Annotated in this window: 19 protein-coding genes and 1 pseudogene; 11 read left to right on the top strand and 9 right to left on the bottom strand. The window is 70.8% G+C overall.

Annotation, left to right across the window (positions count from 1 at the left end; genetic code table 11):
- Positions 1-37 precede the first annotated feature (37 nt).
- Positions 38-2671, bottom strand: coding sequence for an ATP-binding protein (locus tag ACGFU7_RS35810; RefSeq protein WP_393701605.1), 2634 nt, complete (start codon positions 2669-2671; stop codon positions 38-40).
- Positions 2672-2779: 108 nt separating this feature from the next.
- Between ACGFU7_RS35810 and ACGFU7_RS35805 the strand changes: the two genes are divergently transcribed.
- A complete protein-coding gene (locus tag ACGFU7_RS35805) occupies positions 2780-3298 on the top strand; it encodes a DUF309 domain-containing protein (protein WP_393701603.1) in 519 nt (172 codons plus the stop codon).
- A 43-nt stretch (positions 3299-3341) separates the two neighbouring features.
- Complete coding sequence (gene cobF, locus ACGFU7_RS35800; protein WP_393701601.1) at positions 3342-4097, top strand: precorrin-6A synthase (deacetylating); 756 nt, start codon at positions 3342-3344, stop codon at positions 4095-4097.
- A 1-nt stretch (position 4098) separates the two neighbouring features.
- On the opposite strand, the gene ACGFU7_RS35795 is transcribed toward cobF, so the two are convergent.
- On the bottom strand, positions 4099-4869 hold the full coding sequence (locus tag ACGFU7_RS35795; protein ID WP_393701600.1) for a cobalt-precorrin-6A reductase: 771 nt from the start codon (positions 4867-4869) through the stop codon (positions 4099-4101).
- A gap of 80 nt (positions 4870-4949) precedes the next feature.
- Here ACGFU7_RS35795 and ACGFU7_RS35790 point away from each other — a divergent pair, with 80 nt between their 5' ends.
- A complete protein-coding gene (locus ACGFU7_RS35790; protein ID WP_393701599.1) occupies positions 4950-5414 on the top strand; it encodes a hypothetical protein in 465 nt (154 codons plus the stop codon).
- Positions 5415-5421: 7 nt separating this feature from the next.
- Here the strand turns inward: ACGFU7_RS35790 and ACGFU7_RS35785 are convergent, their stop codons facing one another.
- The 3 genes from ACGFU7_RS35785 to ACGFU7_RS35775 are packed head-to-tail and all read right to left on the bottom strand — an operon-like array spanning position 5422 to position 9549.
- Positions 5422-6654, bottom strand: coding sequence for an NAD(P)/FAD-dependent oxidoreductase (locus tag ACGFU7_RS35785; RefSeq protein ID WP_393701597.1), 1233 nt, complete (start codon positions 6652-6654; stop codon positions 5422-5424).
- Complete coding sequence (locus tag ACGFU7_RS35780; protein ID WP_393701670.1) at positions 6651-8096, bottom strand: NAD(P)/FAD-dependent oxidoreductase; 1446 nt, start codon at positions 8094-8096, stop codon at positions 6651-6653. The genes ACGFU7_RS35785 and ACGFU7_RS35780 overlap by 4 nt, the downstream gene beginning before the upstream one ends.
- Positions 8097-8115: 19 nt before the next feature.
- Positions 8116-9549 carry an FGGY family carbohydrate kinase gene (locus tag ACGFU7_RS35775; RefSeq protein ID WP_393701595.1) on the bottom strand — a complete coding sequence of 478 codons (1434 nt, stop codon included), beginning with the start codon at positions 9547-9549 and terminating at the stop codon, positions 8116-8118.
- A gap of 442 nt (positions 9550-9991) precedes the next feature.
- Between ACGFU7_RS35775 and ACGFU7_RS35770 the strand changes: the two genes are divergently transcribed.
- Entirely contained in the window at positions 9992-10999 is a 1008-nt protein-coding gene (locus ACGFU7_RS35770) for a hypothetical protein (RefSeq protein WP_393701594.1), read from the top strand.
- 85 nt (positions 11000-11084) lie between these two features.
- The gene (locus ACGFU7_RS35765) at positions 11085-12614 is read left to right on the top strand and encodes an amino acid permease (RefSeq protein ID WP_393701592.1); all 1530 of its coding nucleotides are present in this window, start codon (positions 11085-11087) and stop codon (positions 12612-12614) included.
- A gap of 119 nt (positions 12615-12733) precedes the next feature.
- On the opposite strand, the gene ACGFU7_RS35760 is transcribed toward ACGFU7_RS35765, so the two are convergent.
- From ACGFU7_RS35760 to ACGFU7_RS35745, 4 genes are read right to left on the bottom strand one after another with little or no spacing between them, the layout of a single operon-like run.
- Positions 12734-13501, bottom strand: a complete 768-nt coding sequence (locus ACGFU7_RS35760) for a sulfite exporter TauE/SafE family protein (RefSeq protein WP_393701590.1) — start codon at positions 13499-13501, stop codon at positions 12734-12736.
- Between the two features lie 24 nt (positions 13502-13525).
- A complete protein-coding gene (locus ACGFU7_RS35755; RefSeq protein ID WP_393701588.1) occupies positions 13526-14806 on the bottom strand; it encodes an MFS transporter in 1281 nt (426 codons plus the stop codon).
- 3 nt (positions 14807-14809) lie between these two features.
- Positions 14810-15415 carry a DUF5825 family protein gene (locus tag ACGFU7_RS35750; RefSeq protein WP_393701586.1) on the bottom strand — a complete coding sequence of 202 codons (606 nt, stop codon included), beginning with the start codon at positions 15413-15415 and terminating at the stop codon, positions 14810-14812.
- Entirely contained in the window at positions 15412-17364 is a 1953-nt protein-coding gene (locus tag ACGFU7_RS35745) for a RiPP maturation radical SAM C-methyltransferase (RefSeq protein ID WP_393701585.1), read from the bottom strand. Before ACGFU7_RS35745 ends, ACGFU7_RS35750 begins: the two co-directional genes overlap by 4 nt.
- Positions 17365-17807: 443 nt before the next feature.
- Between ACGFU7_RS35745 and ACGFU7_RS35740 the strand changes: the two genes are divergently transcribed.
- The 6 genes and pseudogenes from ACGFU7_RS35740 to ACGFU7_RS35715 all read left to right on the top strand — a co-directional run bounded on the left by ACGFU7_RS35740 (position 17808) and on the right by ACGFU7_RS35715 (position 25350).
- Complete coding sequence (locus tag ACGFU7_RS35740; RefSeq protein WP_393701584.1) at positions 17808-18992, top strand: substrate-binding domain-containing protein; 1185 nt, start codon at positions 17808-17810, stop codon at positions 18990-18992.
- A gap of 103 nt (positions 18993-19095) precedes the next feature.
- A pseudogene (locus ACGFU7_RS35735) lies at positions 19096-20464 on the top strand (ABC transporter substrate-binding protein).
- 48 nt (positions 20465-20512) lie between these two features.
- Positions 20513-21517 carry a carbohydrate ABC transporter permease gene (locus ACGFU7_RS35730; protein ID WP_393701582.1) on the top strand — a complete coding sequence of 335 codons (1005 nt, stop codon included), beginning with the start codon at positions 20513-20515 and terminating at the stop codon, positions 21515-21517.
- Positions 21514-22389: a carbohydrate ABC transporter permease gene (locus ACGFU7_RS35725; RefSeq protein WP_393701581.1), complete on the top strand. Its 876-nt coding sequence runs from the start codon at positions 21514-21516 to the stop codon at positions 22387-22389. Before ACGFU7_RS35730 ends, ACGFU7_RS35725 begins: the two co-directional genes overlap by 4 nt.
- A gap of 22 nt (positions 22390-22411) precedes the next feature.
- A complete protein-coding gene (locus ACGFU7_RS35720; RefSeq protein WP_393701579.1) occupies positions 22412-23452 on the top strand; it encodes a hydroxyacid dehydrogenase in 1041 nt (346 codons plus the stop codon).
- The gene (locus tag ACGFU7_RS35715; protein ID WP_393701578.1) at positions 23449-25350 is read left to right on the top strand and encodes a DUF2264 domain-containing protein; all 1902 of its coding nucleotides are present in this window, start codon (positions 23449-23451) and stop codon (positions 25348-25350) included. The genes ACGFU7_RS35720 and ACGFU7_RS35715 overlap by 4 nt, the downstream gene beginning before the upstream one ends.
- Positions 25351-25370 lie beyond the last annotated feature (20 nt).

Here is a 25370-nt window from a genome sequence, read left to right as displayed (position 1 = left end):
CGGTGTTCCCGGGCGGCTGCGCAGGACAAACATTACCTCACTCCGAGGACCGGATCGACGCCCGTGCCTGGTGGGCGCGGTTTGCCAGGGATTCGGCGCCGCATGCCGTGGCCAGTTTGTGGGCTCTGGCGAGTTCGCGCGGGGAGCGGACCGCGATGCCGTAGTCGACGAGGGCCAGGGCGTGTTCGTACGCGGACGGGGACGCCTCCAGGTGGCGGACCGACTCGGCCAGCAGATGGGTGGCGTCCTCGGCTCGGGCGAAGAGGGCGGCACAGCGCAGGGCCTCACCGATCGCGGTGTCCGTGCCGAAGCGTTCGGCGTGCACCCGGGCCGAGGTGGCGAGTTGAGCGGCGCGGCCCGGGTCCTCCTCGGCCAGTGCGCGGGCGAGATCGCCTGCCCAGGGAGCCCAGACGCCGTTGAACCTGCCTCGCGGTTCGAGGGCCTGACCGGCCGCTTCCAGTTCGGTGACCGCTTCCTTCGTACGGCCTTCGGCCAGCAGCAGCCGGCCGCGTACGCACGGCGCGTCGGGCAGCACCATCGCGCTGGGGTAGGGCGAGCCGAAGTCGTAACGGTCGGCGATCTCACGGGCCTCGGTGACACGGCCGCGGGCGACCAATGTGTCGATGAGCAGACAGGCCGCGTCCCAGTGGACGGGAAGTCCGCTGCCGACACGGTCGGCGAGGCGCAGTCCTTCCCGGAGGAAGCCCTCGGCCTCGGCCAGCCGGCCGCGACGGCGGTGGACCAGCCCGAGCAGGGTGTGTGCGAACGCGAGATGCGCACCGCTCCAGCCGGAGATCTCGAAGGCGCGGACGGCCTCGCCGAAGAGTTCCTCGGCCCGGTCGAGCTGGTCGGTGAAGGCGTAGGTGATCCCGACGAGGGTCGGGAGTTCGAAGCCCCACTCGGTGTCGGTCCAGCCGAGCCCGCGGGCGGGGTGGCCGTCGACCAGAGCGCGTTCGCAGAGGTCGACGATGAGCTGGGAGTTCTCGCCGCGCATCATGGCGTCGAAGGCGCGGATGGTGAGCAGGGCGCGCTCGGCGTTGTCGCGGCCGGACAGATGGTCGGCATTCCGGGCGAGCCGGCCGGAACGGGCAGGTCCGTCGTCCTCGGCGGCCTGCATGCCCTCCCAGAGGAAGTGGGCGGCCTGGAGCCGCATCAGGCCGGGGCCCGGGGCGGTGCGTGCGGCCTCGGCGGCGAGGGCGCGTGCCGCTTCCTTCAGCTGGTTGTTGTGGGAGTGCGCGGCCGCGAGCCGGTAGGTGGCGTCGACCCGCTGGTCGTCGGAGAGTCCGGGCATCTCGAGGGCGGTCCGCAGATGCTGGACGGTGGTGGCCGGGGAGCTGAGCAGTGTGGCGCAGCCCAGTTCGTACAGCAGGGTGGCCCTGACCCGTTGGCGCGGTGGTTCCTGCAGAGCGCGTTCGAGGCAGCGGCGGGCTGCCTCCGGGGCACCGACGGCAAGGTGCTGTTTGGCTGCTTCGCGGAGCTGCTCGACCAGTTCCTGGTCGTCGTCGGGGTGTACTTCGAGCAGGTGCCGGGAGGCCGCGGCGGGGCCGAGTCCCGCACGGGAGATCGCCCAGGCAGCCCGGCCGTGCATGGCGGTGCGGGTGGCCGGCGGGATGGATCGGTACACCGCGGTGGCGATCAGCGGGTGGACGAACTCCAGCGGGTCGAAGCCGGTGACGATACGGGCTTCGCGCAGCCGCGCCGTGCAGTCGGCGGCCTCGGCGGGGCTCATTCCGGCGAGGGTGGCGGCGAGATCCTGCGAGATGTCCGTACCGAGGACGGCGGCGGCCCAGGCGAACCGGTTGGCGTTGGTACCGAGCCGTTCGAGCCGGGCGACGAGTCCGCTGCCGCGGGCCGATGCCCCGAGTTCGCGCAGCAACCCGGCCGACTCCTCCAGGGGCGTCAGTTCGCGGTCCTGGACCTTGGCGACGAGTTCGACCGCCTCGTAGGGGTTGCCGCCGGTGACGGCCCACACCTCGCGGCAGAACGGGTCGTCGGCGTGTTCACCGAGGCCCGCGCGGACCAGTTCCGCGGTGGCGTCCGGGGTGAGGGCGCGCAGCGCGACCCGGACCTGGGAGGGGTGGGCGCCAACCGGTCCGCTCTCCTTCTGCCGCGCTGCCAGTTCTTCCGGCCGGTGGGCCTGGACGACCAGGACGGGCAGTTCGCCGAGGCGCGCGGTGAACGAGGCGAGCCAGGCGAGGGATTCGCCGTCCGCCCAGTGCGCGTCGTCGATGATGAGCAGCAGTGGACGGTGGCTCAGCCGGGACGCGAGCCGGGAGACCACCCAGTCGAGGCCGTCCCGCACGCCCTGCGGATCGGGCTGGGGACCGCTCGGTTCGGCGAGTCCGAGTGCGGGCGCGGCGATCTCGTACCAGGCCCCGAACAGGGTCCGCACCTCGTCGGGCGGGAACTGGTCGAGTGCCGGCTGCAGCAGTTGGCGTACGACGTGGAAGGGCACGGATGTGACCGTTTCGCCGCCACGTGCGGACCAGACCGTGCAGCGGTCGGCGGCCATCGCCTGGATCTGGGCGAGCAGTGCTGTCTTGCCGATGCCTGCCTCGCCGCTGAAGATCAGCAGCCCGCCGGCTGCCTGGGCGCCGCACAGGGCATCCACGGCTTGTGCGGCAGCGGCGAGTTCCGGTTCGCGCTCGTACAGCGGCCGGGACTGCTTCATCCCTACCCTCCCCAAAGTGGTGCGGATGACTGTCGACACTAGTCGTGCGCGGGGGTCCACCGACAGTGGTTCGGACAGTTCGCCGCAGGTGCGGGGCACAATCGAGGGGTGGACGAGACTCGCAGGGACCGCGACGCCGAGGGCCGGGCACGCAATGCGCGCCCCCGTGACGGGCTGGGACGCCCCCTGCCGTACGGGGCACCGGGAGTGGAGCGGCAGCCCGAGGGGGTGACCCGTACCCCCGAGGAGACCTTGCGTGAGGCGCAACGGCTGCTGGACGCGGGGATGCCGTTCCATGCGCACGAGGTGTTCGAGGATGCCTGGAAGTCGGGCCCGGTGGCGGAACGGGAGTTGTGGCGCGGTCTTGCGCAGCTGGCCGTGGGGCTGACGCATGCGGCGCGGGGCAATACGGCGGGCGGGGCGCGGCTGTTGCGACGGGGCGCGGCGGCGCTCGCGGAGTTCGGGGCCACCCGTCCTCACGGGATCGGGGTCGACGGGCTGATCGGCTGGGCGCAGGAGCTGGCGGGGCGGGTCGAGGCGAAGGATGCCTGCGGCGCGGACGCGGCGCGGGCCCGGCCCGTCGACGCGGCCGACGAGGCGCCGTGTCTGCGGCCCGGGGGCCGGTAGCCCGGACGCCCGGGGCGCTGGGGCATGGGGCAGACTCGGTGCGGTGAGAAAGATCTATGTCATCGGAATCGGCGCGGGCGACCCCGACCATCTGACCCTCCAGGCCGTCAAGGCGCTGAACCGGGCGGATGCGTTCTTCATCCTCGACAAGGGTGAGGAGAAGTCCGATCTGACCGGGCTGCGGCGGGACATCCTCGATGTGCATGTGGAGAACACCTCGTACCGGCTCGTCGAGGCGCGGGATCCGGAGCGGGACCGCGGGACGTCGGACTACTCACCCGCGGTGGACGACTGGCGCAGGCGCCGCGCGGATCTGTACGAGCGGTTCATCGCGGAGGATCTCGGCGAGGACGAGTGCGGGGCGTTCCTGGTGTGGGGCGATCCGGCGCTGTACGACTCCACGCTCGGCATCCTCGAAGAGATCCTCGACCGGGGTTCCGTCGCCTTCGACCACGAGGTGGTCCCCGGGATCAGCAGCGTCTCCGCTCTGCTGGCCAAGCACCGGACGGGGCTGAACCGGGTGGCGAGGCCGGTGCAGATCACGACGGGCCGGCGGCTGGCCGAGGGCTGGCCCGAAGGGGTCGACGACGTGGTGGTGATGCTCGACGCACGGCAGGCGTTCACCCGCCATCTCGACCAGGACCTCTTCATCTACTGGGGCGCGTACGTGGGGACCGAGGACGAGATCCTGGTCTCCGGGCGCCTCGCCGAGGTGTCGGACCGGATCGAGGAGCTGCGGGCCGAGGCGCGCACCCGCAAGGGCTGGATCATGGATACGTATCTGCTGCGTCGCGGCTGAATCAGCTTGTCCGGCACAGCAGTTGGAGCGCCGACGCCACATCGTGCACGACGGGTACACCTTCGGGCGGTGGTGGTCGGCGGACCACGACCACGGGCAGTCCGAGGTTCCTGGCCGCGGTGAGTTTCGCCGCGGTCGCGGGGCCGCCGCTGTCCTTGGTGACGAGGACGTCGATGGCGTGGTCACGCAGCAGCGCCGTCTCTCCGTCGACGGTGTACGGGCCACGGTCGAGGAGTACGTCGGTGTGACGTGGCAGCGGCGGCTCGGGGGGCTCCACGGACCGTACGAGGAAGTGGAGCGCGTCCGCGCCCGGGGCGGTGGCGAAGGCGGCCAGGCCCAGGCGGCCGGTGGTGAGGAAGATCCGGCGGCCCAGGGCGGGCAGTTGCGCGGCGGCGTGCGCGAGGTCGCCGGCCGGGTGCCAGCGGTCGCCGTGGCCCGCCGTCCAGCCGGGGCGGCGCAGCGCGAACAGTGCGGTGCCGGTGGCCTTCGCGGCCTCGGCGGCGTTGGCGCTGATGGTGTCGGCGAACGGATGGGTGGCGTCGACGACGGTGTCCACGCCGTGGGTACGCAGCCAGTCGACGAGGCCCTGGGGGCCGCCGAAGCCTCCGATGCGTACGTCGCCGGCGGGCATCCGGGGCCGGGCGACGCGGCCGGCCAGCGAGGTGGTGATGCGCACCGTCGCGTCGCCGCCGGGCTCGGTCGGCCCGGTCAGCTCGGCGGCGAGCTGCCGGGCTTCGGTCGTACCGCCGAGGATCAGGATGTGGCCGGGCATGTACCGAACCTACGTCACTTTCGCCGCCCGACGCCCGGAGCGGTGAACAGGGCGGCCCACAGCCATTACGATCCGGCGTCATGAGCATTTCTGACCAGGACCAGGCTGCGGACACCCCGATAGCCGCTGCCGAGACCACTCCCGAGGCCGTTCCGGAACCCGATTCCCAGGCCGTTTCGGAGAAAGTTCCGGAGACCGGTTCCGAGGCCGTCCCCGAGACCGATTCCGGGGCTGTGCCCGAGACCGATTCCGGGGCTGTGCCCGATGCAGCCGCCGAGACCGGGGACCGGACACTGACGCCGCGTCAGGCGAGACGGCTGCGCATCGCTCTCTCGTCGGTCGGCATGGCCGCGATGGCGGTCGTTCTCGCGCTGCGGATCGCCAGCCGGTCGTCCGTGCTGGTGGTCGGGGTGTACGGGCTCGCGCTGATCCTGTGCGGGATCGTGATCGAGCTGAGCAGGAACGGCCGTACCCGGCTCGGCAGTTGGCTGCTGGCCGTCGGTCTGCTGGCGGCGATCGGTTCGGACTGGCTGCTGATTCCCTGACGTATGGTCAGCGCACCGCGATCCGCACGGTCGCGCCGTGCGGATCGACCCGGTCGAGCCAGTCGGCACGCAGATGGAACGGACGGCCCGGTTCGGCGGGCAGCAGCAGTCGCTGTCGGTGCAGCACACGGCCGTCCTGGCGTACGACGAGCAGCGGCGAGGGCAGTCTCCGGCTGGTGCGCAGGGTGAAGCGGCCATGGAGCGGGATGTCGTCTCCGGGACCGATGAGGTTCGGTGCGATCCACTGGAGCGGGGAATCGACCGCGACGGACGGCCGGTCGGCAGGCCAGGCATCCGCCGCCAGGTGACGCAGTACGGGCGCGGCGACGGCCCGGCCCTCGGCGGCCGCGATGCCGGCGCTCTCCACGCCGTGCAACAGATTGCCGACGGCGAAGACTCCGGTCTCGGTCGTGCGGTACGAGGCGTCGTACGCGGGGCCGCGGGTGCCGGGGTCCAGGGTGACCGTGCCGCGCCGGGCCAGTTCGTGGTCGGGGATCCAGTCGCCGGTGAAGACGACGGTGTCGCAGCGCAGGGTCGTGGTCCGGCCGTCGTGATGCCGCAGCGCCACTCCGGTGAGCCGTTCCCGGCCGGTCAGGGCGGTGACGGTGGCGTGGGTGAGGAGCGGGGTGCGGTCCCCGGTCCGGGTCAGGGCGGTGAGCCGCGAGGGCGGCTGGTCGGTGACCATGGCGACGACGTCCAGGCCGGCGACGCGCAGGGTGTCGGCCGCGGCGCGGCTGACGGGTTCGTTGCCGATGACGACCGCGCGGGTGCCGATCCGCTGCCGGTGGAGATGGACGGCCTGCTGGAGTTCGCCGGTGGTGTAGACGCCGGGCGGGCGGGTGCCGGGGACGAGGCGGGCGCTGCGGGGGCGTTCGCGGGCGCCGGTGGCGAGGAGGACTGCGCGGGCGGTGATCCGTTCGAGTCCGGTCGGTGCGGTGGTGTCGACGGTCAGTGGTCCGGGCCGGCCGGTGACGGTGACGCCGGTACGCAGGGTGGCTCCGGCCCGTTCGGCCGCGGCGACGCATTCCCGGGCGTACGCGGGCCCGGACAGCCCTCCCCCGGTGGCGCGGCCACCGAAGCCGCCGTGCAGGCAGTGGCGCGGGATGCCGCCCGCGGTCTGTTCGCGCTCCAGGATCTCGACCCGGCCCGCACCGGATGCGGCGAGTTCGGCCCCGGCGCCGAGACCGGCCGGACCGCCCCCGACGACCAGGACGTCGACGGTGCGCTCACGCCGGGTCATGGCCGGGCCTCCTCGAACAGTGCACGGACCGCGGCCCCGCAGTAGAACCCCTGACAGCGCCCGTTGCCGGCCCTGGTTCTGCGCCGCAGACCGTCCCGGGAGAGTGGCGGGATCGTGCCGGACAGGGCGTCCCTGATCTCGCCCGCGGAGACCCGTTCGCAGTGGCAGACGAGCATGCCGTAGGCCGGGTCCTCGGCGATCAGTTCGGCGTTCTCGTAGGGGCGGGGGAATGCCTCGCCGAGGTTGGGCATGGTGACGGACGGCAGTTCGGACGGCGTACCGAGATCGAGGCCCGAGCCGCCGAGCAGTTCGGTGACATGCGCGGCGATGGCCATGGAGGCGGTGAGTCCGGTGGAGCGGATGCCGCCGACGGCAATGTAGCGCCGGTCCGGGTAGTCCTGGATGCGGTAGTCCTCCTGACCGGTGGCAGCGCGCAGTCCGGCGTAGACGGCCGTGACTTCTTCGTCGAGCAGTCCGGGCAGGATGCGGCGGCCCTTCTCGCGCAGCAGGGCGATGCCGTCCGCGGTCGATCCGGTGGCGGTCTTGTCGTCGAGTTCTTCGGCGGTCGGGCCGAGCAGCACATTGCCGAAGACGGTCGGTGCGACCAGGACGCCCTTGCCGGCGGCGGTGGGCACGGGGAGCAGGATGTGGCTGACGAGATCGCGAGCGAGCTTGTCGAAGACGATGAGCTGGCCGCGGCGCGGGGTGACGGTGAAGACGTCGTGGCCGAGTTCCCGGTCGAGTGCGTCGGCGTACAGTCCTGCGGCGTTGATCAGATGGCGGGTGCGCAGTGTCCCGCGGGTGGTGGTGAGGGTGTGGACGTCGTCGCCGCTGTCGATGTGCTGTACCCGGCAGTTGAGGTGCAGATGGACTCCTGCCCGCACGGCCTGGGTGGCGTAGGCGAGCGGGGTCGTCCAGGGGCAGATGATGCTTTCGTCGGGGATTTCGAGTGCGCCGAGGGCGCCGGGCCCCAGATGGGGTTCGCGGGCCCGGAGTTCGTCGGCGTCCAGGAGGCGTGCCGCGTGGTAGTCGTTGCGTTCGGCCTTTGCCAACAGGGCGGGAAGTGCGGCTAGTTGTTCCTCGTCCCAGGCGACGAGGAGGGCGCCGACGCGTTCGACGGGGATGCCGGTCTCGGCGGCGTACGCACGGAGTCTGTACTGCCCTTCGCGTACGAGCCTGGCTTCCAGCGAGCCGGGTACGGCATCGAAACCGGTGTGCAGGATGGCGGTGTTGGCCTTCGATGTGCCGTTGCCGATGTCGTCCGAGGCGTCGACGAGGGCAGTACGCAGCCGGTAGCGGGCCAGTTCGCGGGCGATGGCGGCTCCGACGACGCCTGTGCCGACAACGGTCACGTCGTAGGCCGGCGTTTCGGGCAGCTCGCCCGCCGGATTCCCGGGCAGGCCGGCCGTCAGGTCTCCGGCCGTGGTGATCGTGCAGTTCATCGCGTGACTCTCGTACGTATCAGGCATGTTCCAGCAGGGTCTGCACGGCCGCACGGAATCCGGCGAGGCGTTCGGCGGCCTCGTCGGCGCCGATCCGGGGCTCATACACGGCGGCGGGCTTCCATTCGGGTACGGCCTGCTGGAGCGGGAGCCGGGAGTCGAGGCCGAGGCGGGCGACGGCTCCGACGCCGAGTGCGGTGACATCGGGCAGCGCGGACACCTCCACGGGTCGTTGCAGCAGATCGGCCTGGGTCTGCATGAGCAGTGCGGAGCGGGTCAGCCCGCCGTCGACGCGGAGCGAGGTCAGCGGGGAGCCCAGGTCCGTCGCGACCGCTTCGGTGAGCTCGACGACCTGTGCGGCGATGCCTTCGCACAGGGCGCGCACCAGGTGGCCCGCGGTGGTGTCGAGGCCGAGGCCGGTCACCGATCCGCGCAGATCGCCGCGCCACCAGGGAGCGGCGAGTCCGGCGAGTGCCGGTACGAACGTGACGCCGCCGGAGTCGGGGACGGTGGCGCCGACCGGGTCGAGGTCGGCCGCGCCGGAGATCACGCCCAGGCCGGTGAGCCAGTTGACGGCGGACGCGGCGGTGTAGACCTGTCCGTCGAGGCAGTAGCTCGTACGGCCGCCGAGGCGCCAGGCGACACAGCTGACCAGTCCGGTGGAGCCGCGGCGCGGGGCGGGCCCGGTCTGGGCGAGCAGGAACGCGCCGGTTCCGTAGGTGCACTTGGCGTTGCCCGGGTCCAGGGCGTTCTGGGCGAGCAGGGCGGCCTGCTGGTCGACGAGGAGTCCGGTCAGCGGGAGTTCACCGCCGAAGGCGGTCGTCGTACCGACAGTCCCGTCGGAGTCGACGACGACCGGGAGGCGTTCGTCGCCGAGGCCGAAGATGTCCAGGGCCGCGGGTGACCAGCTGACCCGGTCGAGGTCCAGCAGCTGGGTGCGTCCTGCGGTCGCCGCGTCCGTGACGAACGCACCGGTCAGCTGATGGACGAGCCAGGAGTCGCTGGTGGTGACGACGCCCTCGCGGGTCAGCTCCCGGCGGATCCAGGCCATCTTGGGTGCGGCGAAGTACGGATCGAGCGGAAGCCCGGTGAGTTGCGTCAACTCTTCTTCGTACGGGTCAAGTTCGGCACAGATCGGGGCGGAGCGCCGGTCCTGCCAGACGATCGCGTCGGTGAGCGGCCTCCCCGTGCCGGGATCCCAGGCGAGCACCGTCTCGCCCTGGTTGGCGAGGCCGACGGCGGCCACCGGCTCACCCGCCTCGTGCAACGCCCGGCGTCCGGCGTCGACGACCGAGGCGAGCAGTTCGGCGGGGTCGACCTCGACCGCTCCCCCGGCACCGTGACGCGGCCGCACCGGCGCCGAACCGGAACCGATCACGCCACGCTCGGGGCAGACCACCAGAGCCTTGGTTCCCGATGTGCCCTGGTCCACGGCGAGTACCGGGCCTGTCATCGACACTCCAGCTGTGCGGAAGCTCTGTGGCTCGAACGGAATCGTGATCATTGATCTCCGACGCCCAGAGTGGTGCAGACCACCGCGTACGTCAAGGGCCGCCCGGGTGCACGCCCGGAACGACCGGATGCCGGTCAATGTCCATACGAATCAGATGACTTGAGTAAGATCCGCGAATCGGTCCGGAGTTCGGCGCAACTGGCCTTACACTCACCGCCGAGCAACAACCGGACGCTTTCGGGCAGTTCGTCTTCAACAGCTGCTTCACCCCCCACGTCCTTGAGGATTGATGAGACCGACACCCCGCCCCGAGCGCCGAGATCTCGGCTCCCGGGCCTTCCGCTTCTGCACGGGTTCCATGCCGCCGCCGGGTTGCGTGACGTGCTGAGGAGATCCCCCATCCGTCGCATGCCGACCCGTCGCACGGGGGCGGGGCGAGTCCATGGCCAACAGTGACTTCCGGCCGGTCTACCACCCGGCCGGCCATGACAACGAATTGCGTGTCGCGTTACAGGATTTGCGCACCGGACGCTGGATGTCCATGCGGAATCTGCTGGAGAGTACGCCGGACTGGACCCTGTGGACGCAGCGCACACAGGTGCTCGGAGCGGTTGCCGCCGGTTCGGATGCTGTGCAGGCCTGGCTGGCCGAGGAGCCCCGGAGTGTCGCCGCTGCCGTGATGCAGGCACGGGTCGTCGTGGAACGGGCCGTGCGGGCCAACCGCGAGGGCCATCACCGTGCGCAGGAGCTGTGGCAGGAAGCGTGGGGAGCCTGCCGGACTGCCGCGCACACCTCGCCCGCGGACCCGGTGCCATGGGTGTGTCTGCTGGCCCTGTCCCAGCTGGACGAGCGGCAGCAGCTGGAGGAGCACCGGCTGCATCCGCCGGGGCCGATGCTTTTCCCCGGCCCGTGGGGGCTGCTGGCGGAGGCCGACAAGCGCGATCCGTACAACCGCGAGGCCTACCACCGGATGCTCCAGTTCGTGTACGCGCGAAAGGCCGGTGGCACTCTCTCGGAAGCGGTCAACTTCGTGCAGTGGGCGGCCTCTTCCGCCCCCGACGGCTCCGCGCTGCATGTGCTGCCGCTGCATGTGCGGGTCGAGCGCTACCGGCGTGAGCACGGCCACGAGAAGGCCCTGGATCTCCACTGGGTCACCGAGGATGCCGAGCGGGACGCGGCCCGGGCCCTGGAGCTCTGGTTCCGTCGCACCGCCCCGATCTCCCACTCCCTGCTCGACCTGAACCATCTGGCCCACGCCCTGTGGGGAGCCCTCCAATTCGCCGACGCCGCACCGGTGTTCCAGGAGCTCGGCCCCTATTTCACCTCGGTTCCCTGGGTGTACCGCACCCGTGATCCCAAGGCCCCCGGAGGCGCCGAGGAGGTCTTCCTGCGCGCCCGGAGCCGCTGTCTCGCCGTGTCCCGCGGCCCCGGACCGGGGCCGCACGGCTGAGCCACGGCGCCGTGGCACTGCCTCCCCGTTTCGAACCGACCGCTTTCCATCCCTGTCCCCATCACCGCTCATGGAGGTTTTTCCCATGTCCATATCCACCCCGACCCAGTCGGGTGCGGAGGCCACCCCGCCTAAGGACGAAGAGCAGCGGCTGCGTGAACTCGGCTACCAGCCGGTGCTCGCCCGCCGCATGGGCGGCTTCGGCAACTTCGCCATCAGCTTCTCCGTCATCTCGATCCTGTCCGGCTGCATGACCCTGTACGGCTTCGGCATGTCGACCGGTGGCCCGGCGGTGATGCTCTGGGGCTGGGCCGGTGTCGGCCTCTTCGTGCTCTGCGTCGGCATGGCACTCGCCGAGGTCACCAGTGCCTACCCGACCTCGGGGGCGTTGTACTACATGGCCGACCGGCTCGGCGGCCGCAAGTGGGGCTGGTACACCGGCTGGCTGAATCTGCTCGGGCTGCTCGGTGCGATCGCCGGTATCGACTACGGTGCCGCGCTGTTCACCGGCGCGCTGATGAATCTGCAGTGGGGATTCACCCCCACACCGGGCAAGACAATGATCATCTTTGTCTGCATTCTGCTGCTGCACGCTGTGCTGAATCTCTTCGGTGTCCGCCTCGTCAGTGTGCTCAACTCCATCAGCGTGTGGTGGCATCTCGGCGGTGTCGCGGTGATCGTCGCCGTGCTGGCCATCGTGCCGTCGCACCACCAGTCGCCGTCGTTCGTCTTCACCGAGTTCGTCAATGACACGGGCTGGCACAACCCGTTGTACGTGGCGGCGATCGGCCTGCTCCTCGCGCAGTACACGTTCTGCGGCTACGACGCCTCCGCCCACCTGTCGGAGGAGACGTCGAACGCCTCGGTGACGGCCGCCAAGGGCATCGTCCGTGCGATCTGGGTCTCCTGGGTCGCCGGTTTCGTACTGCTCGCCGGACTGACCTTCGCGATCCAGGACTACGCGGGCACCCAGGACAGCGCGACCGGGGTGCCTCCGGCGCAGATCCTGATCGATGCGCTGGGCACCTCCGGGGCCACGGCCATGCTCCTGATCGTGATCGCGGCGCAGCTGTTCTGCGGCAACGCCGAGGTCGCCGCCGCCAGCCGGATGGTGTTCGCGTTCAGCCGTGACAACGCGCTGCCGGGCTCGGCGCTGTGGCACAAGGTGAGCTCGCGCACCCAGACACCCGTCAACGCGGTGTGGCTGTCGGTCGTCGTCGCCGGACTGCTCGCGCTGCCGTCGCTGTACTCCGCCACCGCGTACGGTGCGGTGACCGCGATCAATGTCATCGGCATCACGCCCGCCTATGCGATCCCGATCTTCCTGAAGCTGCGCTCCGGCGACCGGTTCGAGCGCGGTCCCTGGCACCTGGGCCGGTGGAGCAAGCCGATCGGCTGGATCGCCGTGGTGTGGGTCGCCATCGTGACCGTGCTGTTCCTGCTCCCGCAGTCGTCCCCGGTGACGGTCGACTCGATGAACTACGCGTCGATCGCGCTGGTCGCGGTGCTGGTTCTGGCCACCGTGTGGTGGTTCGTCGCGCGCCGTTCGTACAGCACCCCGTCGGCGTACGGGAACGCTCGCGAGCAGGCGGAGGTCGAGGAAGGCATCGTCTGACCCGGCCCCGCCCACGCACGGTCCTCAGCCCTCCCCGGTCGCAGCGAGAAGCGAGCAGCGGTCAGGGAGGGCTGAGGCGTGTGAGCGGTGGCGGTGGCGGTACGGAACGCTGTGTGCGGTCAGCCCAGCAGCAGCTGGAGTCCGCCGAGAACGGTCGCACCGATCACCAGCTGCTCGAAGAGCTTCTGGTTGATGCGGTCCACGCACTTGCGGCCGATGTAGGCGCCGGGGAGGACGAACAGCAGCATGCAGGCGTCCAGCAGCAGCGACTGTGCGTCGATGAGGCCCAGGCCCACGCTGAACGGCACCTTGGACGTGTTGACGATCAGGAAGAACCACGCCGACGTCCCCAGGAAGCCGAGCTTCCGGAAGCCGGCGGAGAGCAGATAGAGCGACATGACGGGGCCGCCCGCATTGGCGACCATGGTGGTGAAACCGCCGAGCACCCCGTACGAGCGGGCCTTGAACCTGCCGCTCGCCGAGGGTGAACCGGACTCCTCCGACACCTCCCCGCCCGTGGCCGCGGGCTTCCGTCGCCAGATGGTGACACCTGCCATGAACAGCAGGATCGCGCCGATCGATGTCCGTACGGCGGCGTCGTCGGCCCACATCATGAAGGCCGTTCCCGCCACCACGCCGACGGCTACGGCGGGGAATAGCCGCAGCAGCGTCGGCCAGTGGGCGTGTCGCCGGTAGATGAGAACGGCGAGCACGTCGCCTGCGATAAGGATCGGGAGCAGTACTCCGGTGGACTCGCGGGCCGGGAGTACGGCCGCGAAGACCGCCAGACTGATCGTATTGGCGCCGCTGACGGCCGACTTCGAAAAGCCGACGAGAGCGGATGCCGCGGCGAGCGCGGCCAATTGCCAGAGTGTGAGAGTGTCCATGCCAGGAACAGATGGTAGGCCCATCTATGGAAGCCAGAGGCAGGCGGCAGCCAGCAGCGCCACCGCTGCCCCGCCCGTGAGCACCGGGATGCTGCCCAGCCAGGAGGCGAGCGCGCCGCCGCCGAGCGCGCCGATCGGCACCGTTCCGATGAGTGCGGCCTGGAGAACCCCGGCGACCCGGCCCTGGAGCTCGGGCGGTGTGATCAGTTGCTGGGTGGTGGTCATGGAGATGGCCCAGACCGTGGCCGAAAGACCGAAGAGGAACTGGTACGAGAGCAGCGCCGGGAAGCCGAGTCCCAGAGAGGCAGCCGGTACCAGGAAGATGGCGAGGGCTGCCACCACCGCGCAGATCCGGGTCGCCAGGGCCAGCCCGATGGTGGCGGCGAACCGGCCGGCCAGCAGCACCCCGAGGACGGTCGCGACGCTGAACGCGGCGTACACCGTCCCCAACTGCCAGGCGGGAAGAGCGAGCTCGCGGGTGGCGTAGAGCACGAAGAGCGCGTCCACGGCTCCGCTGCCGAGATTGAATCCGGCTCCCGCGAGCACTTGCCGGCGCAGCAGCCGCTCCCCGCGCACCACGGCAAGTCCGGCGTGCAGTGCGGCCGTGCGGGAACCCGACGCGGGGCGGCTGCGCTCGGCCGGGGTGTTCAGCGTGGCGGGAAGGGCGAAGAGCAGCAGCGCCTCGATGCCGTACGCCACGCAGCCGGCCAGCAGCGCCGTGGAGGCCCCGGCCAGACCGACCAGCACTCCGCCCAGCGCCGGTCCGCCGATCTGCCCGGTGGTGCGGGCGCCGGTCAGTGCGGAGTTGGCGGACAGCAGCTGCTCGGGCTGCACGACCCGGGGCAGGGCGGCCTGCAGGGCGACCGCGAGCATGGAGGTCAGCGCGCCGGACGCGGTGGCCACCGCGTACAGCTGGAGCAGGCTGAGCCGGCCGAAGAAGTCTGCCAGGGGTACGGAACCGACGACGAGCACCTGGAGGACGGTGAGGAGCACGGTCAGGTCGCGCAGGCGCGCCCGGTCGACCAGCACACCGGCGAACGGGCTGAGGAGCGCTCCGGGGAGGTAGCTCAGCGCCATCAGGGCGGACGCGCCGAACGGGCCCGCTTCCAGCCGGGTCACGGCGAGCAGCGCGAGCGCCAGGGTGGTGACCTGGCGCCCCACCGAGCTGGCGATCTGTTCTCCGCAGAGCAGCGCGAACGGGCGGTGGCGCAGCAGGGAGTGTCCGGGGTGCGCCGGGAGGTCGCTCCCGGCAGCGGCAGAAGCCGTACGAGCAGGAGAGGAAGGGGGGTCGGGCGGCGGCTCCATCGTTCAGATGTCTGTGCAGGGGACGGGCCACCGGCGGATGCGCGGTGGCAGGGCCACCACCCAGCCGTCCGTCACCCACGCAAGGCGTTCCGCCGCCAGCAGGTCGACAGCTTCCCGGTCGATCGCGCTCAGGCCGGCCACGGGAGTGGCGTCCAGGACGTGCAGGAAGGTGGCCAGCAGATCGGGGTCGTCGATCGTGAAACGAGCGGCGGCCGAGGCCTCCCTGCGGTCCATGACCGTCACGAAGTCCGGCCCGCGCCGGTGGTAGAGCTGTCCGTAGGCATGACGGTCCCGCCAGGCCGCCAGTTCCGGCGGCTCGCCGGGCAGCGGCCCGGGAGCGGGGAGGTGGCGCAGCAGGCCGGCTGTCGCGGACACCTCGTCCGTGGAGCCGGTGAACAGGGGGTCGTCGGTCGCCGGAGTCCAGTGCACGACGAGATCGTGGCTCTGGCACTCGCGCAGGAACTGGACCGCGGCCGCCGACCGTCGGCCGCCCGCGCCCAGCCGCAGCGGTTCGCCGACCGTCACCAGCCGTCCGTCGATCCGGTGCGGCACCTGCCGGGTCGGCAGGGTGGGGGCGGTACGGGTCGGGGGTGCGGGCAGCGGGCTCATCCGGCGACCTTCTCTCCCCGGAGCGGGGTGCGCTCGACCGAGTGGACTTCCGGCTCCGGGGCGCGCACGGGCGAGTGGGCTTCCGGCTCCGGGGCGCGCTCGACCGAGCGAACCGGAACGTGCCAGGTGGGCAGCGCCACGTACGACCGTCCGTCGTCGAAAACGAGCCCCAGGCAGACCGCGTGGCCGAGCCATTCGCCGAGCGCCTCGTCGGTCGGTGGGTTTCCGTCGGCGGTGAGCAGCCGGTGCAGTGCGGACCGGGTGCGGCCCGCCTCCAGATGGCGCAGCGCGGCGGCCTGCCAGCCGGTCAGCCGGTGGGTGCGGCGCGGCCAGCCACTCCGTCGGTCGTGGACGAGGAGCACGTCGTCGCCGTCCGGTCTTTCGGGCTGTTCCAGGACCAGGGTCGAGGTGGGGTATCCGGTGTACCAGGCGCGGGCTGCGGCCTTCAGACGCGCCTCGGTCTCGCCGCCGATGCCGGCGGGCGGGGTGTCGAAGAGGTAGACGAGATCGGTCAGTTCTTCCTCGGGCAGATCGTAGACGTGGCTGTACATTTCGGCAGGCTGCCGTTGGTGGAAGCCGAGCGCCGGGTTGGCGAAGTTGGGGCTGAATCGCTCCAGTTGGATGCGGTGGGCGCCGCCGGGTGGCTGGAGGTGGACGAGCGCGGGCATCTGGTCGATGACGGAGGCGTAGTCCTCGGCGCTCTCTCCCGGGAACCCGTAGAGATAGTTCCAGGAGCAGGTGAGCGAATGGTTCTCGCACTCGCGGAGCGTACGGATGTTGCGGGCCCCGCTGACTCCCTTGTCCATCAGGTCGAGGGCCTTGTTGCTGAGGGATTCGATACCCGGCTGGATGTGGACCGAGCCGGCCCGGCTCAGCAGTTCCAGCTGCTCGGGCGTGAGGTTGGACTTGACCTCGTAATGCATGCGCAGGTCCCAGCCGCTGTCGGCGGCGAGCGGCAGGAAGTCCTTGAAGTACGCCATGTCGATGATGTTGTCGACGGTGACGATGTCCAGGATGTGGTGGCGTCGCACGAGGCGGTCGACCTCGTTCCACAGATGTCCGCCGGGCTTGGAGCGGAAGGCCATCGCCGATCCGTTGAGCCCGCAGAAGGTGCAGTGGTGCTTCTCGCCCCACCAGCAGCCGCGGGCGCCCTCCACCACCAGTTTGGGTTGGACGTACTCCGCGAGCGGGGAGGCGTCGAGGGCCTCCTGCCAGAGGTCGTAGTCGGGTGAGGGGATGTCGCCGGGCGCTACCGTGCGCCGGGACTCCTCGTTGGCGCGCGACTCCTCCCCGTCCCACCAGCAGAGTCCGGGCACATCGGCCGGTGCGGTGCCCGCGTCGAGATGGGCGAGAAGGGCGGGTAAGGCGTACTCCCCCTCACCCCGCACCACATGATCGACGAACCGATGGTTACGGTGCAGGGCATGGCCCATCGGGCCGTCGCAATTACTGCCGCCGAATACGACGGTCAGTCCGGGTCGGCGTCGTTTGAGTTCTGCTGCGAGCGCCAGCGAGGAGACATTCTGCATGAATGTGGAGGTGAACCCCACGACATCGGGAAGGCCCGCGAGCAGAGCGCTCGCGCTCTCGTCGATGAATTCCGCCGCATGCGTGCGCATCGCGGTCGCCGTGCCGATATCGATCCCGCACCGCGAGGCATAGTCCTTCAGCCGCGCCACGCCCCATTCGGGGTCCTTGTACAGGACACCGGAGAATACCCAGTCCCCGAGGCCGTCGAAGATCGATTCGCTCCCCACCGCGACATGATCGCCGGGTCGCAGCATTCCCTGCGAGCGTTCCAGCAGGAATTCCGCCCAGCGCAAGGAGCCGTGGAACTCGCGCACCTCGTCGTCCGGGCGGGTGCGGTGCAGCAGTGAGTGCAGCAGCCCCACTTGGAGCGAAGGGAGTTCGAGCGGCTGCCACGGCATGGTCACCAGATGAATTCGCACTGTGCCTCCCATGGCACGGGGCGGACGCCGGGACGCGCCCCACGCCCGCCCTTGTATGTGATGTCCGGCCTCCGTGCGCGGGCCGTGTTGCGGGCCGGCTGCACTACGTTCCGATCGCACTGCGCGCAATCGTTCCGGAACGTGCCGGATCAGCGCGTCGGGCGTTTCTCGATCGTCTGCCGTTCGCGGTTCTTCGCCTCTTCCTCGCGAACCGCTACTTTCTTGATCTCCATATGCCCCTCCCCTCCACTGTCGATCTCAAGTTCGTTGACGTTAGGTGTCGTTGCGCAAGGCCCGCAAGAGTGCCTCCTGGGATCAGTGGGACGTATGGGACGGTCCGCGCGCGTGGACAGCGGAGGGGTGATCGCTATGCTGCGACCCAAGCGCTCACAGGAAGCGTTCAAACGAACAACGCGCAGCGGTACGGCAAGGGGGCCAGCAGCATGCGGGAGCCGGTTGAACTCAGGCGGCAGCGAATTCTGTCGGTGGTGGAGTCGCGCGGCGCGGTCAAAGTCAGCGTGCTCGCGGCCGAGCTGGAGGTCTCGGTGGTCACGATCCGGCGGGACGTCGAGGATCTGACCCGGGCCGGGCGGCTGCGGCGCGGGCACGGGGTGGCCCGGCCGGTACGGGAGGCGCAGCCGCTCGCCGCGGTCCCGGCGCCGAGGGGCGAGGAACCCGGCGGGGACGGCGGGGCGGTCGCCCTGGTCGTCCCGGAGCGGCATTCGTACCTGTACGAGACCCTGCACGGCGCCCGGACCGTCCTGGAGGAGTCCGGGATGCGGATCGCCCTGCACATTGCGCCCCAGTCGGCCGGCGCCGAACGTCCGCTGGTGGAGCGGGCACTGGCGGACGGAGCCCGCGGGCTGCTGATCGCGCCGCGCTGGCGCAACGCACGCTCGGAGGAGCTGGACTACGGCTGGCTCGCGGACGTGGGGGTGCCGACCGTGCTGATGGAACGGCGGCCCCGGCCGGGCAGCGCGCTGCACGCCCTGGACTCCGTCTGTTCCGATCACTGGTACGGGACGTATCTCGCCGTGGAGCATCTGGTGTCGCTGGGGCACCGCCGTATCGTGCTGGCCGCCCGCGACGACAGTCCGACGGCTCGCAGTATCCGGGCCGCGTTCGCCGAGATCGCCGCGGGCCGACCGGAGGTGGAGGACTGGTCGGTGGCGCTGAGTTCGCCGGAGGCGGTGCCCGGCCCAGGCCCCGACTCACCGGCCGCGGGAGCCGTCACGGTTGCGGAAGCCGCCGCCCCGGCCGCCCCCGCCACCGACGGCCGCACCGCTCTCGACCTTGCCGCACTGCTGCGGGAGCGGGGCGCCACAGCCGCCGTACTGCACGGTGATGTGGACGCGTTGATGCTGGTGCAGCGGTTGGCGGAGAGCGGTGTCGAGGTGCCCAGGAACTGCTCGGTGGTGGCGTACGACGATGTGGTCGCGGCCCTCGGCAGCACACCCCTGACGGCGGTGGCGCCGCCGAAGGCGGAGATCGGGCGGGCTGCCGCCGAGCTGCTGCTCCACCGGCTGTCCGGGGCCGCCGGCGCGACCGGTCCGGTGCGCCGGACGGAGCTGCTGCCCACGCTCAAGGTGCGCGGATCCGCGCTGGCCCTGACCCCTCCCACAGAGTGAGCGTTTGACCGCTTCAATTTTCTTCTGAGCGATCTATTGACCGCTATCGATCAGCCGATCAGGATTCCCCGTGACCCGAATGCAGGAGCCGCGGGAGGCGCACATGCCCGGTCGACAAAGCCGTCGATCCGTGCTCGCCACGATCGCCGCCCTGCCTCTGACAGGCGCGCTCAGCGCCTGCAGCGGCAGTGGCGGGTCATCAGGATCGGGCAGCACGAGCAACACAGTCAGCACAGCCGGCAGGAACAAGAAACAGGCCACGCACATCACCTTCTGGTCTGCTCTGCGCGGCAGCCAGGAGGTCGTGGACGCGTTCAACCGCACCCACGACACCATCCAGGTCGACTTCCAGCAGATCCCCACGGGCGGCCAGGGCGGTTACGCGAAGCTCAGCAACGCCGCACGGGCCGGCAACGCGCCGGACGTCGCGACGATCGAGTACCCCCAGGTGCCCGGCTTCGCCATCGACGGTGTCGCCCTTGAGATCACCGACATGGTCAGCGACAGCCTGCGCGCCAAGCTTCTGCCGCAGGCACTCGGCCTGACCACGTTCGAGAAGCGTGTCTTCAGCGTTCCGCTGGACGTCGAACCGATGGTGATGCACTACCGCACCGATCTCTTCAAGCAGTACGGACTCGAAGTCCCGCGCACCTGGGCCGAGTTCGAGGACGTGGCCCGGACGGTGCGCCGCAAGGCCCCCGGCCGCAGGCTGGCGACCTTCGCCACGGACGGCGCCCCGCAGTTCGCCGGGTTCGCCTGGCAGGCCGGCGCCCAGTGGTTCGACACCCGGGCGGGCGCCTGGAACGTGTCGCTCGCCGACGAGCCCAGCCCGCCGCGTCGCTTCGTACTGGCAGCGGCTCATCGACCAGGACCTGGTCTTCATGAACACGGTCGACAGCCGCCAGTACGACGCCCAGGTCAGCAACGGTCTGGTCCTCGTCCGGCTCAGCGGCGCCTGGGACGCCGGGGCGCAGATGAACGCCCGGCCCGCGCAGAAGGGCAAATGGGCCATCGCACCCCTGCCCCAGTGGAACGAGTCCGATTCCGCGCTCGGCACCCACGGCGGGTCGACCTTCTCGGTCACCTCCCACAGCAAGCACCCGGAGGCCGCCCTGGAGTTCATCGAGTGGCAGGTGTCGCACCCCGACGCGCTGCGCGCCCGGCTCTCCAGCGGCACCAGCAGCCAGTATCCGGCCGCCCCGGGCCTCGTCGCCGTGGGCCGCAAGGCCTTCGACCGCAGCTACTACAGCGGCCAGGACATCTACACCCTCTTCGAGCAGGAGGCGCACAAGATCAGGGACGGCTGGACCTGGGGACCCCGGATGACCGCCTCCCAGAAGGTGATGCAGGACGGCTTCGCCCGGGTGGGCGGCGGCCAGGGCTCACTGATCGACGCCGTGCGCGCGACCCAGCGGGGCACCATGCCGGACCTCAAGGCACTGGGCCTCGCCACCACCGAGCACAGCAGCTGACCCGAGCCCCCGTCCCCCTTCCCAGCAGCAGAGAGGCAGGTGACACCCATGACCAGCCCCCTCACCACGCCCGCTTCCACTCCCCTGAGTCCTACTGCGCGCCCGTCGCGGACTCCGTCGGCCGCGGTGCCGGCGCGTGCTACTCGCAGGTCCGCCAGGCGCCGTGAACTCGGCGCGTGCGGCGCCCTGATGACCCCGTTCTTCCTGCTCCTTGTGACGGTCTTCCTGATCCCCGTCGGGACGGCCGTATGGCTCAGCTTCTTCAGCGACGACCAGCCCGGGCTCGGCTTCGGCCCGGAACGTACGGTCTTCGTCGGACTGCGCAGCTACACCGCCGTGCTGACCGACCCGACGTTCCTCAGCGGGCTCGGCACCATCGCCCTGTACTGCGTGATCTACATCCCGCTGATGGTGATCGGCGCACTCGCGCTCGCACTCCTGCTGGACTCCGGGGTGGTGCGGCTGCGGTCCTGGGCCCAGCTGGGCCTGTTCCTGCCGCACGCGGTGCCCGGCATCATCGCCGCCGTCATCTGGCTGTACCTGTACACGCCGGGGCTGAGCCCGGTGATCGACCTGTTCGCCAAGGCCGACATCACCATCGACTTCCTCGGTGTGCACACCGTCGTGCCGTCGATCGTGAACATCGCCCTGTGGAGCAACCTCGGCTACAACATGGTCGTCTTCTACGCCGCCCTGCAGGCCGTGCCGCGCGAGGTGATCGAGGCATCGGTGGTCGACGGCGCCGGGCCGGTGCGTACCGCACTCCAGGTCAAGACCCCCCTGGTGCGTTCGTCGATCGTGATGGTCGCGATGTTCACCCTGATCTTCGCCCTGCAGCTGTTCACCGAGCCGATGCTGCTCAGCCAGGCCACACCGATGATCAACTCGCGGTTCTCGCCCAGCATGTACATCTACGACGCCGCGTTCACCCGTAACAACTACGGCCTCGCCGCAGCCGCCTCGGTCGTCCTGCTCGTCTGCACGATTGCCCTCTCCTACGGCGTCACCCGCTGGACCAACCGCACGAACGCCCCCGAGGAGGACGCCCGATGAGCGCGACGAGCACCATCCGCACCGCCGCCACCCTGCGGCCCCGGCTCCTCGGCCGCTCCGTCGTCAATCTCGTCGTCGGCATCTCGGTGCTGTACACGCTGCTGCCCGTGCTGTGGCTGGTGCTCGCCGCTTCCAAGGACCGCGACGCCCTGTTCGGCAGCAATGTGCTGTCGCTGGACCACTTCTCCTTCGCACAGAACCTCAAGGACCTGTTCGCGATGGACGGCGGACTGTACGGGCGGTGGTACGGCAACAGCCTGCTCTACGCGGTCCTCGGCGCCGCACTCGGCGCGCTGGTGAGCATCGCCTGCGGGTACGCCTTCGACAAGTACCGTTTCGCTCACAAGGAGAAGCTGTTCGGCCTGGTCCTGGCGGCAGTGATGGTGCCGCAGACCGTGCTCGCGCTGCCGCTGTACCTGATGGCATCCCGCACCGGCCTGGTCAACACCTTCTGGTCCGTCTTCATCCCCGTGCTCTTCAACCCGTTCGGCGTCTATCTCGGCCGGATATTCAGCCAGGGGTACGTACCGGACGAGGTGCTGGAGGCGGCGCGGGTGGACGGTGCCGGCGAGCTGACCACGTACTTCCGGGTCTCCCTGCGGATGCTGGGGCCGGGCCTGGTCACCGTCTTCCTCTTCCAGCTCACCGCCATCTGGAACAACTTCTTCCTGCCCATGGTGATGCTCTCCGACCAGCACCTGTATCCGGTCAGTCTCGGGCTCTACGTCTGGAACAGTTCCGCCACCGTCTCCCCCGAGTACTACCCCGCCGTGATCATGGGTTCGCTGCTCGCAGTCCTGCCGCTGATCCTCGCCTTCGCCCTGCTCCAGCGGTTCTGGAAGTCGGGGCTCACCGCGGGCGCCGTCAAGTAGTCCCCCTCGTACCAGGAGAAAGATGCCCAGCACCGCCCCCAACGCCCCCGTCACCCGGAACCGGCCGCGCGCCGCCGTCGCCATGAAGCCGGACGCCGCGGCCGCCCTCCTCGACGCCCGGTCCCTGGCCGCGCTCGGCGAGGTGTGCGACCTCGCCCCCCTGCCCGTTCTCGACGACTTCACCACCGACCGGGCCCGCGCCGTACTGGCGGACGTGGAGATCCTGGTCACCGGCTGGGGCTGTCCGCCGCTCGACGCGGCGGCCCTGGACGCGGCGCCGCATCTGCGCGCCGTCGTCCACACCGCGGGCACCATCCGCGGACACATCACCGAAGCCTGCTGGGAACGTGGCATCGAGGTGTCGTCGGCAGCCGCCGCCAACGCCCTGCCGGTGGCGGAGTACACCGTCGCCATGGTCCTGCTCTCCGGCAAACGGGTCCTGGAACGGGCCCGCGACTACCGGACGGAACGCCGCCGCGACAACTGGCTCGCCACCTCGGCCGAGGTCGGGAACTACGGCCGCACCGTCGGCATTCTGTCCGCCTCGCTGATCGGCCGACGCGTCATCGAGCTGCTGCGGCCGTACGACCTGCCGGTGCTGCTCCACGATCCGTACGTCTCCGAGGCAGAGGCCGCCGCGCTCGGCGTCCGGCCCGTCGGCCTCGGTGAACTGTTCGCACGCAGCGACGTGGTGAGCGTCCACACCCCGCTGCTGCCGGCGACCCGCGGGCTCGTCAGCCGTGAACTGCTCACCTCGATGCGCCCCGACGGCGTGCTCATCAACACCTCGCGGGGCGCCGTCGTCGACCAGGACGCGCTCCTCGACGTACTCCGGCAGGACCGGATCCGAGCGATCCTCGACGTCACGGAGCCCGACACACTGCCCGCCGCACACCCCCTCTGGGAGTGCGACAACGTGACCATCACCCCGCACCTCGCAGGCTCGCAGGGCAACGAGTGGCGGCGACTGGTCGATCTGGCGGTCGGCGAGGCCGGCCGCTGGGCCGCGGGCGACGGATTCGCCCACCCCGTACGACGCGAAAGGCTGGCATTCCTCGCATGACCGCACCCCACCTGGACTCTCCCCTCGAACTCCCCGCCGACAACCGGGCGTTGAGCCCGCACACCGGCTACACCCGTGCGCACTGGGAGGCAGCGGCGGACGGACTGCTCAAAGCCGCCTGGCAGTGGGCCACTCCGGGCGGGGCGCTGCTGGACCTGCCGGGCCGGCCGTCCGCGTCCGGCGTGCGCTCCGACGGTCTGGAGGGGTACGCGCGTACGTTCCTCGCCGCCGCCTTCCGGGTGGCGGGCGCGGACGGCAAGGACCCGCACGGCTGGCTCGACCGGTACGCCGACGGGCTCACGGCCGGTACCCGTACCCCCGGCCGGGACGATGCCGAGTCCTGGCCGCTGATCCGCGACCACACCGTCTTCGGCCAGCCGATGGTCGAGTCCGCGTCGGTCGCCATCGGTCTGCGGCTGACCCGGCCGTGGCTCTGGGACCGCCTGGAGTCCGGGGTGCAGGACCGTGCCGAGGAGTGGCTGCGCGGCGCACTGCGGCACACCCCCGCCCCCAACAACTGGTATCTGTTCCCCTACTCCGTGGCCGCGTTCCTGGAGTCGGTGGGCCGTGGCGACGCGGAGACGGCCCGTGCGAAGGAGCGTGCCCTCGACCTGCTGGAGGGCTGGTACCGCGGACAGGGCTGGTACTCGGACGGCGACGGCCGCGCGTTCGACCATTACAACGGCTGGGCGCTGCACCTCTACCCCGTACTGGACGCGCATCTGTCAGGCGACTCCGAGCTGTCCGCGCACTATGGCGCCCGGCTGCGCGAACACCTGGAGGGCTTCTCGCTGCTGTTCGGCGGTGACGGTGCGCCGATCCACTTCGGCCGCTCGCTGACGTACCGTTTCGCGGCCGCCTCGTCGGTCGCGCTCGGCGCCGTCACCGGCCACACCCCGCTCACGCCCGGCGTCTCGCGTCGGGTGATCAACGGGTCGCTGCGCTACTTCCTGGACCGGGGTGCGACGGGTGCGGACGGGCTGCTGAGCCTGGGCTGGCACGGTCCGCACGAGGCGACGCTGCAGAACTACTCGGCCCCCGCGTCGCCGTACTGGGCGTCCAAGGCCTTCGTCTCGCTGCTCGCACCGGACGGCCATCCACTGTGGACCGCTACCGAGGAGCCCGCGCCGAGCGAGGGCCCCGACCGGGTGCTCGCGCTGCCCGCGCCCGGGCTGCTCGTCCAGTCCACCCGGGCGGACGGGATCGTACGGCTGCACAACCACGGCAGCGACCATGTGCGCCCGCACGAGGGCGAGTCGGGTGTGCAGGACGACCCGCTGTACAGCCGTCAGTCGTACTCCACGGTGACCGGCCCCACGTCGAAGGCGAACGTGGCGGACAACCACCTGGCCGTGGTCGTCGACGGGGCGCGCAGCGGTCGCCGTGCCATCCGTCCACTGGGTGCCGGTGGGGGCGACGGCTGGGGCTGGGCCGCCTCCTGGCACCGCCCGGTGTTCACGTCCGGTGCGCCGATGGTGCCGGGGATGCGGGTGGAGAGCGTCACCGTGGTCCGCGGCCGGTACGAGCTGCGGGTACACCGCGTGCTCGGCGCACCGGCAGGGGCCCGGGTGGAGCAGACGGGCTGGGCGACCGGCCGCGACGACACGGTGACCTCCGCGCTGCACGGTCTGCACGGCTGGGAGACGCGGGACGGGATACGGGCTCCGCAGGGCACGGCGTACACGCGCTGGGCGGTGGTGCCCCGGCTGTCCGCGGCCGCTGAGGGCACGGTGGTGCTGGTGGCGCTCGCCTCGCTGACCGCGGAGCCCGACGCGGCACCGCTCGATGCGGTGGTGAGCGGGGTGAATGTGGACGGGGACACGGTGGAGGTCTGCTGGGCCAAGGACGCGGCGACGACGCGTATCGGCTTCGAGCCGGTGGCCGTCGAGCACGGGTGAGCACCGGGGTGCGCGGCCGG

It is taken from the genome of Streptomyces sp. NPDC048473 (genome assembly GCF_043200155.1).
GTDB lineage: Bacteria > Actinomycetota > Actinomycetes > Streptomycetales > Streptomycetaceae > Streptomyces.
Note: the sequence above shows the minus strand (reverse complement) of the source record. Positions and strands in the feature narration are given on the sequence as shown.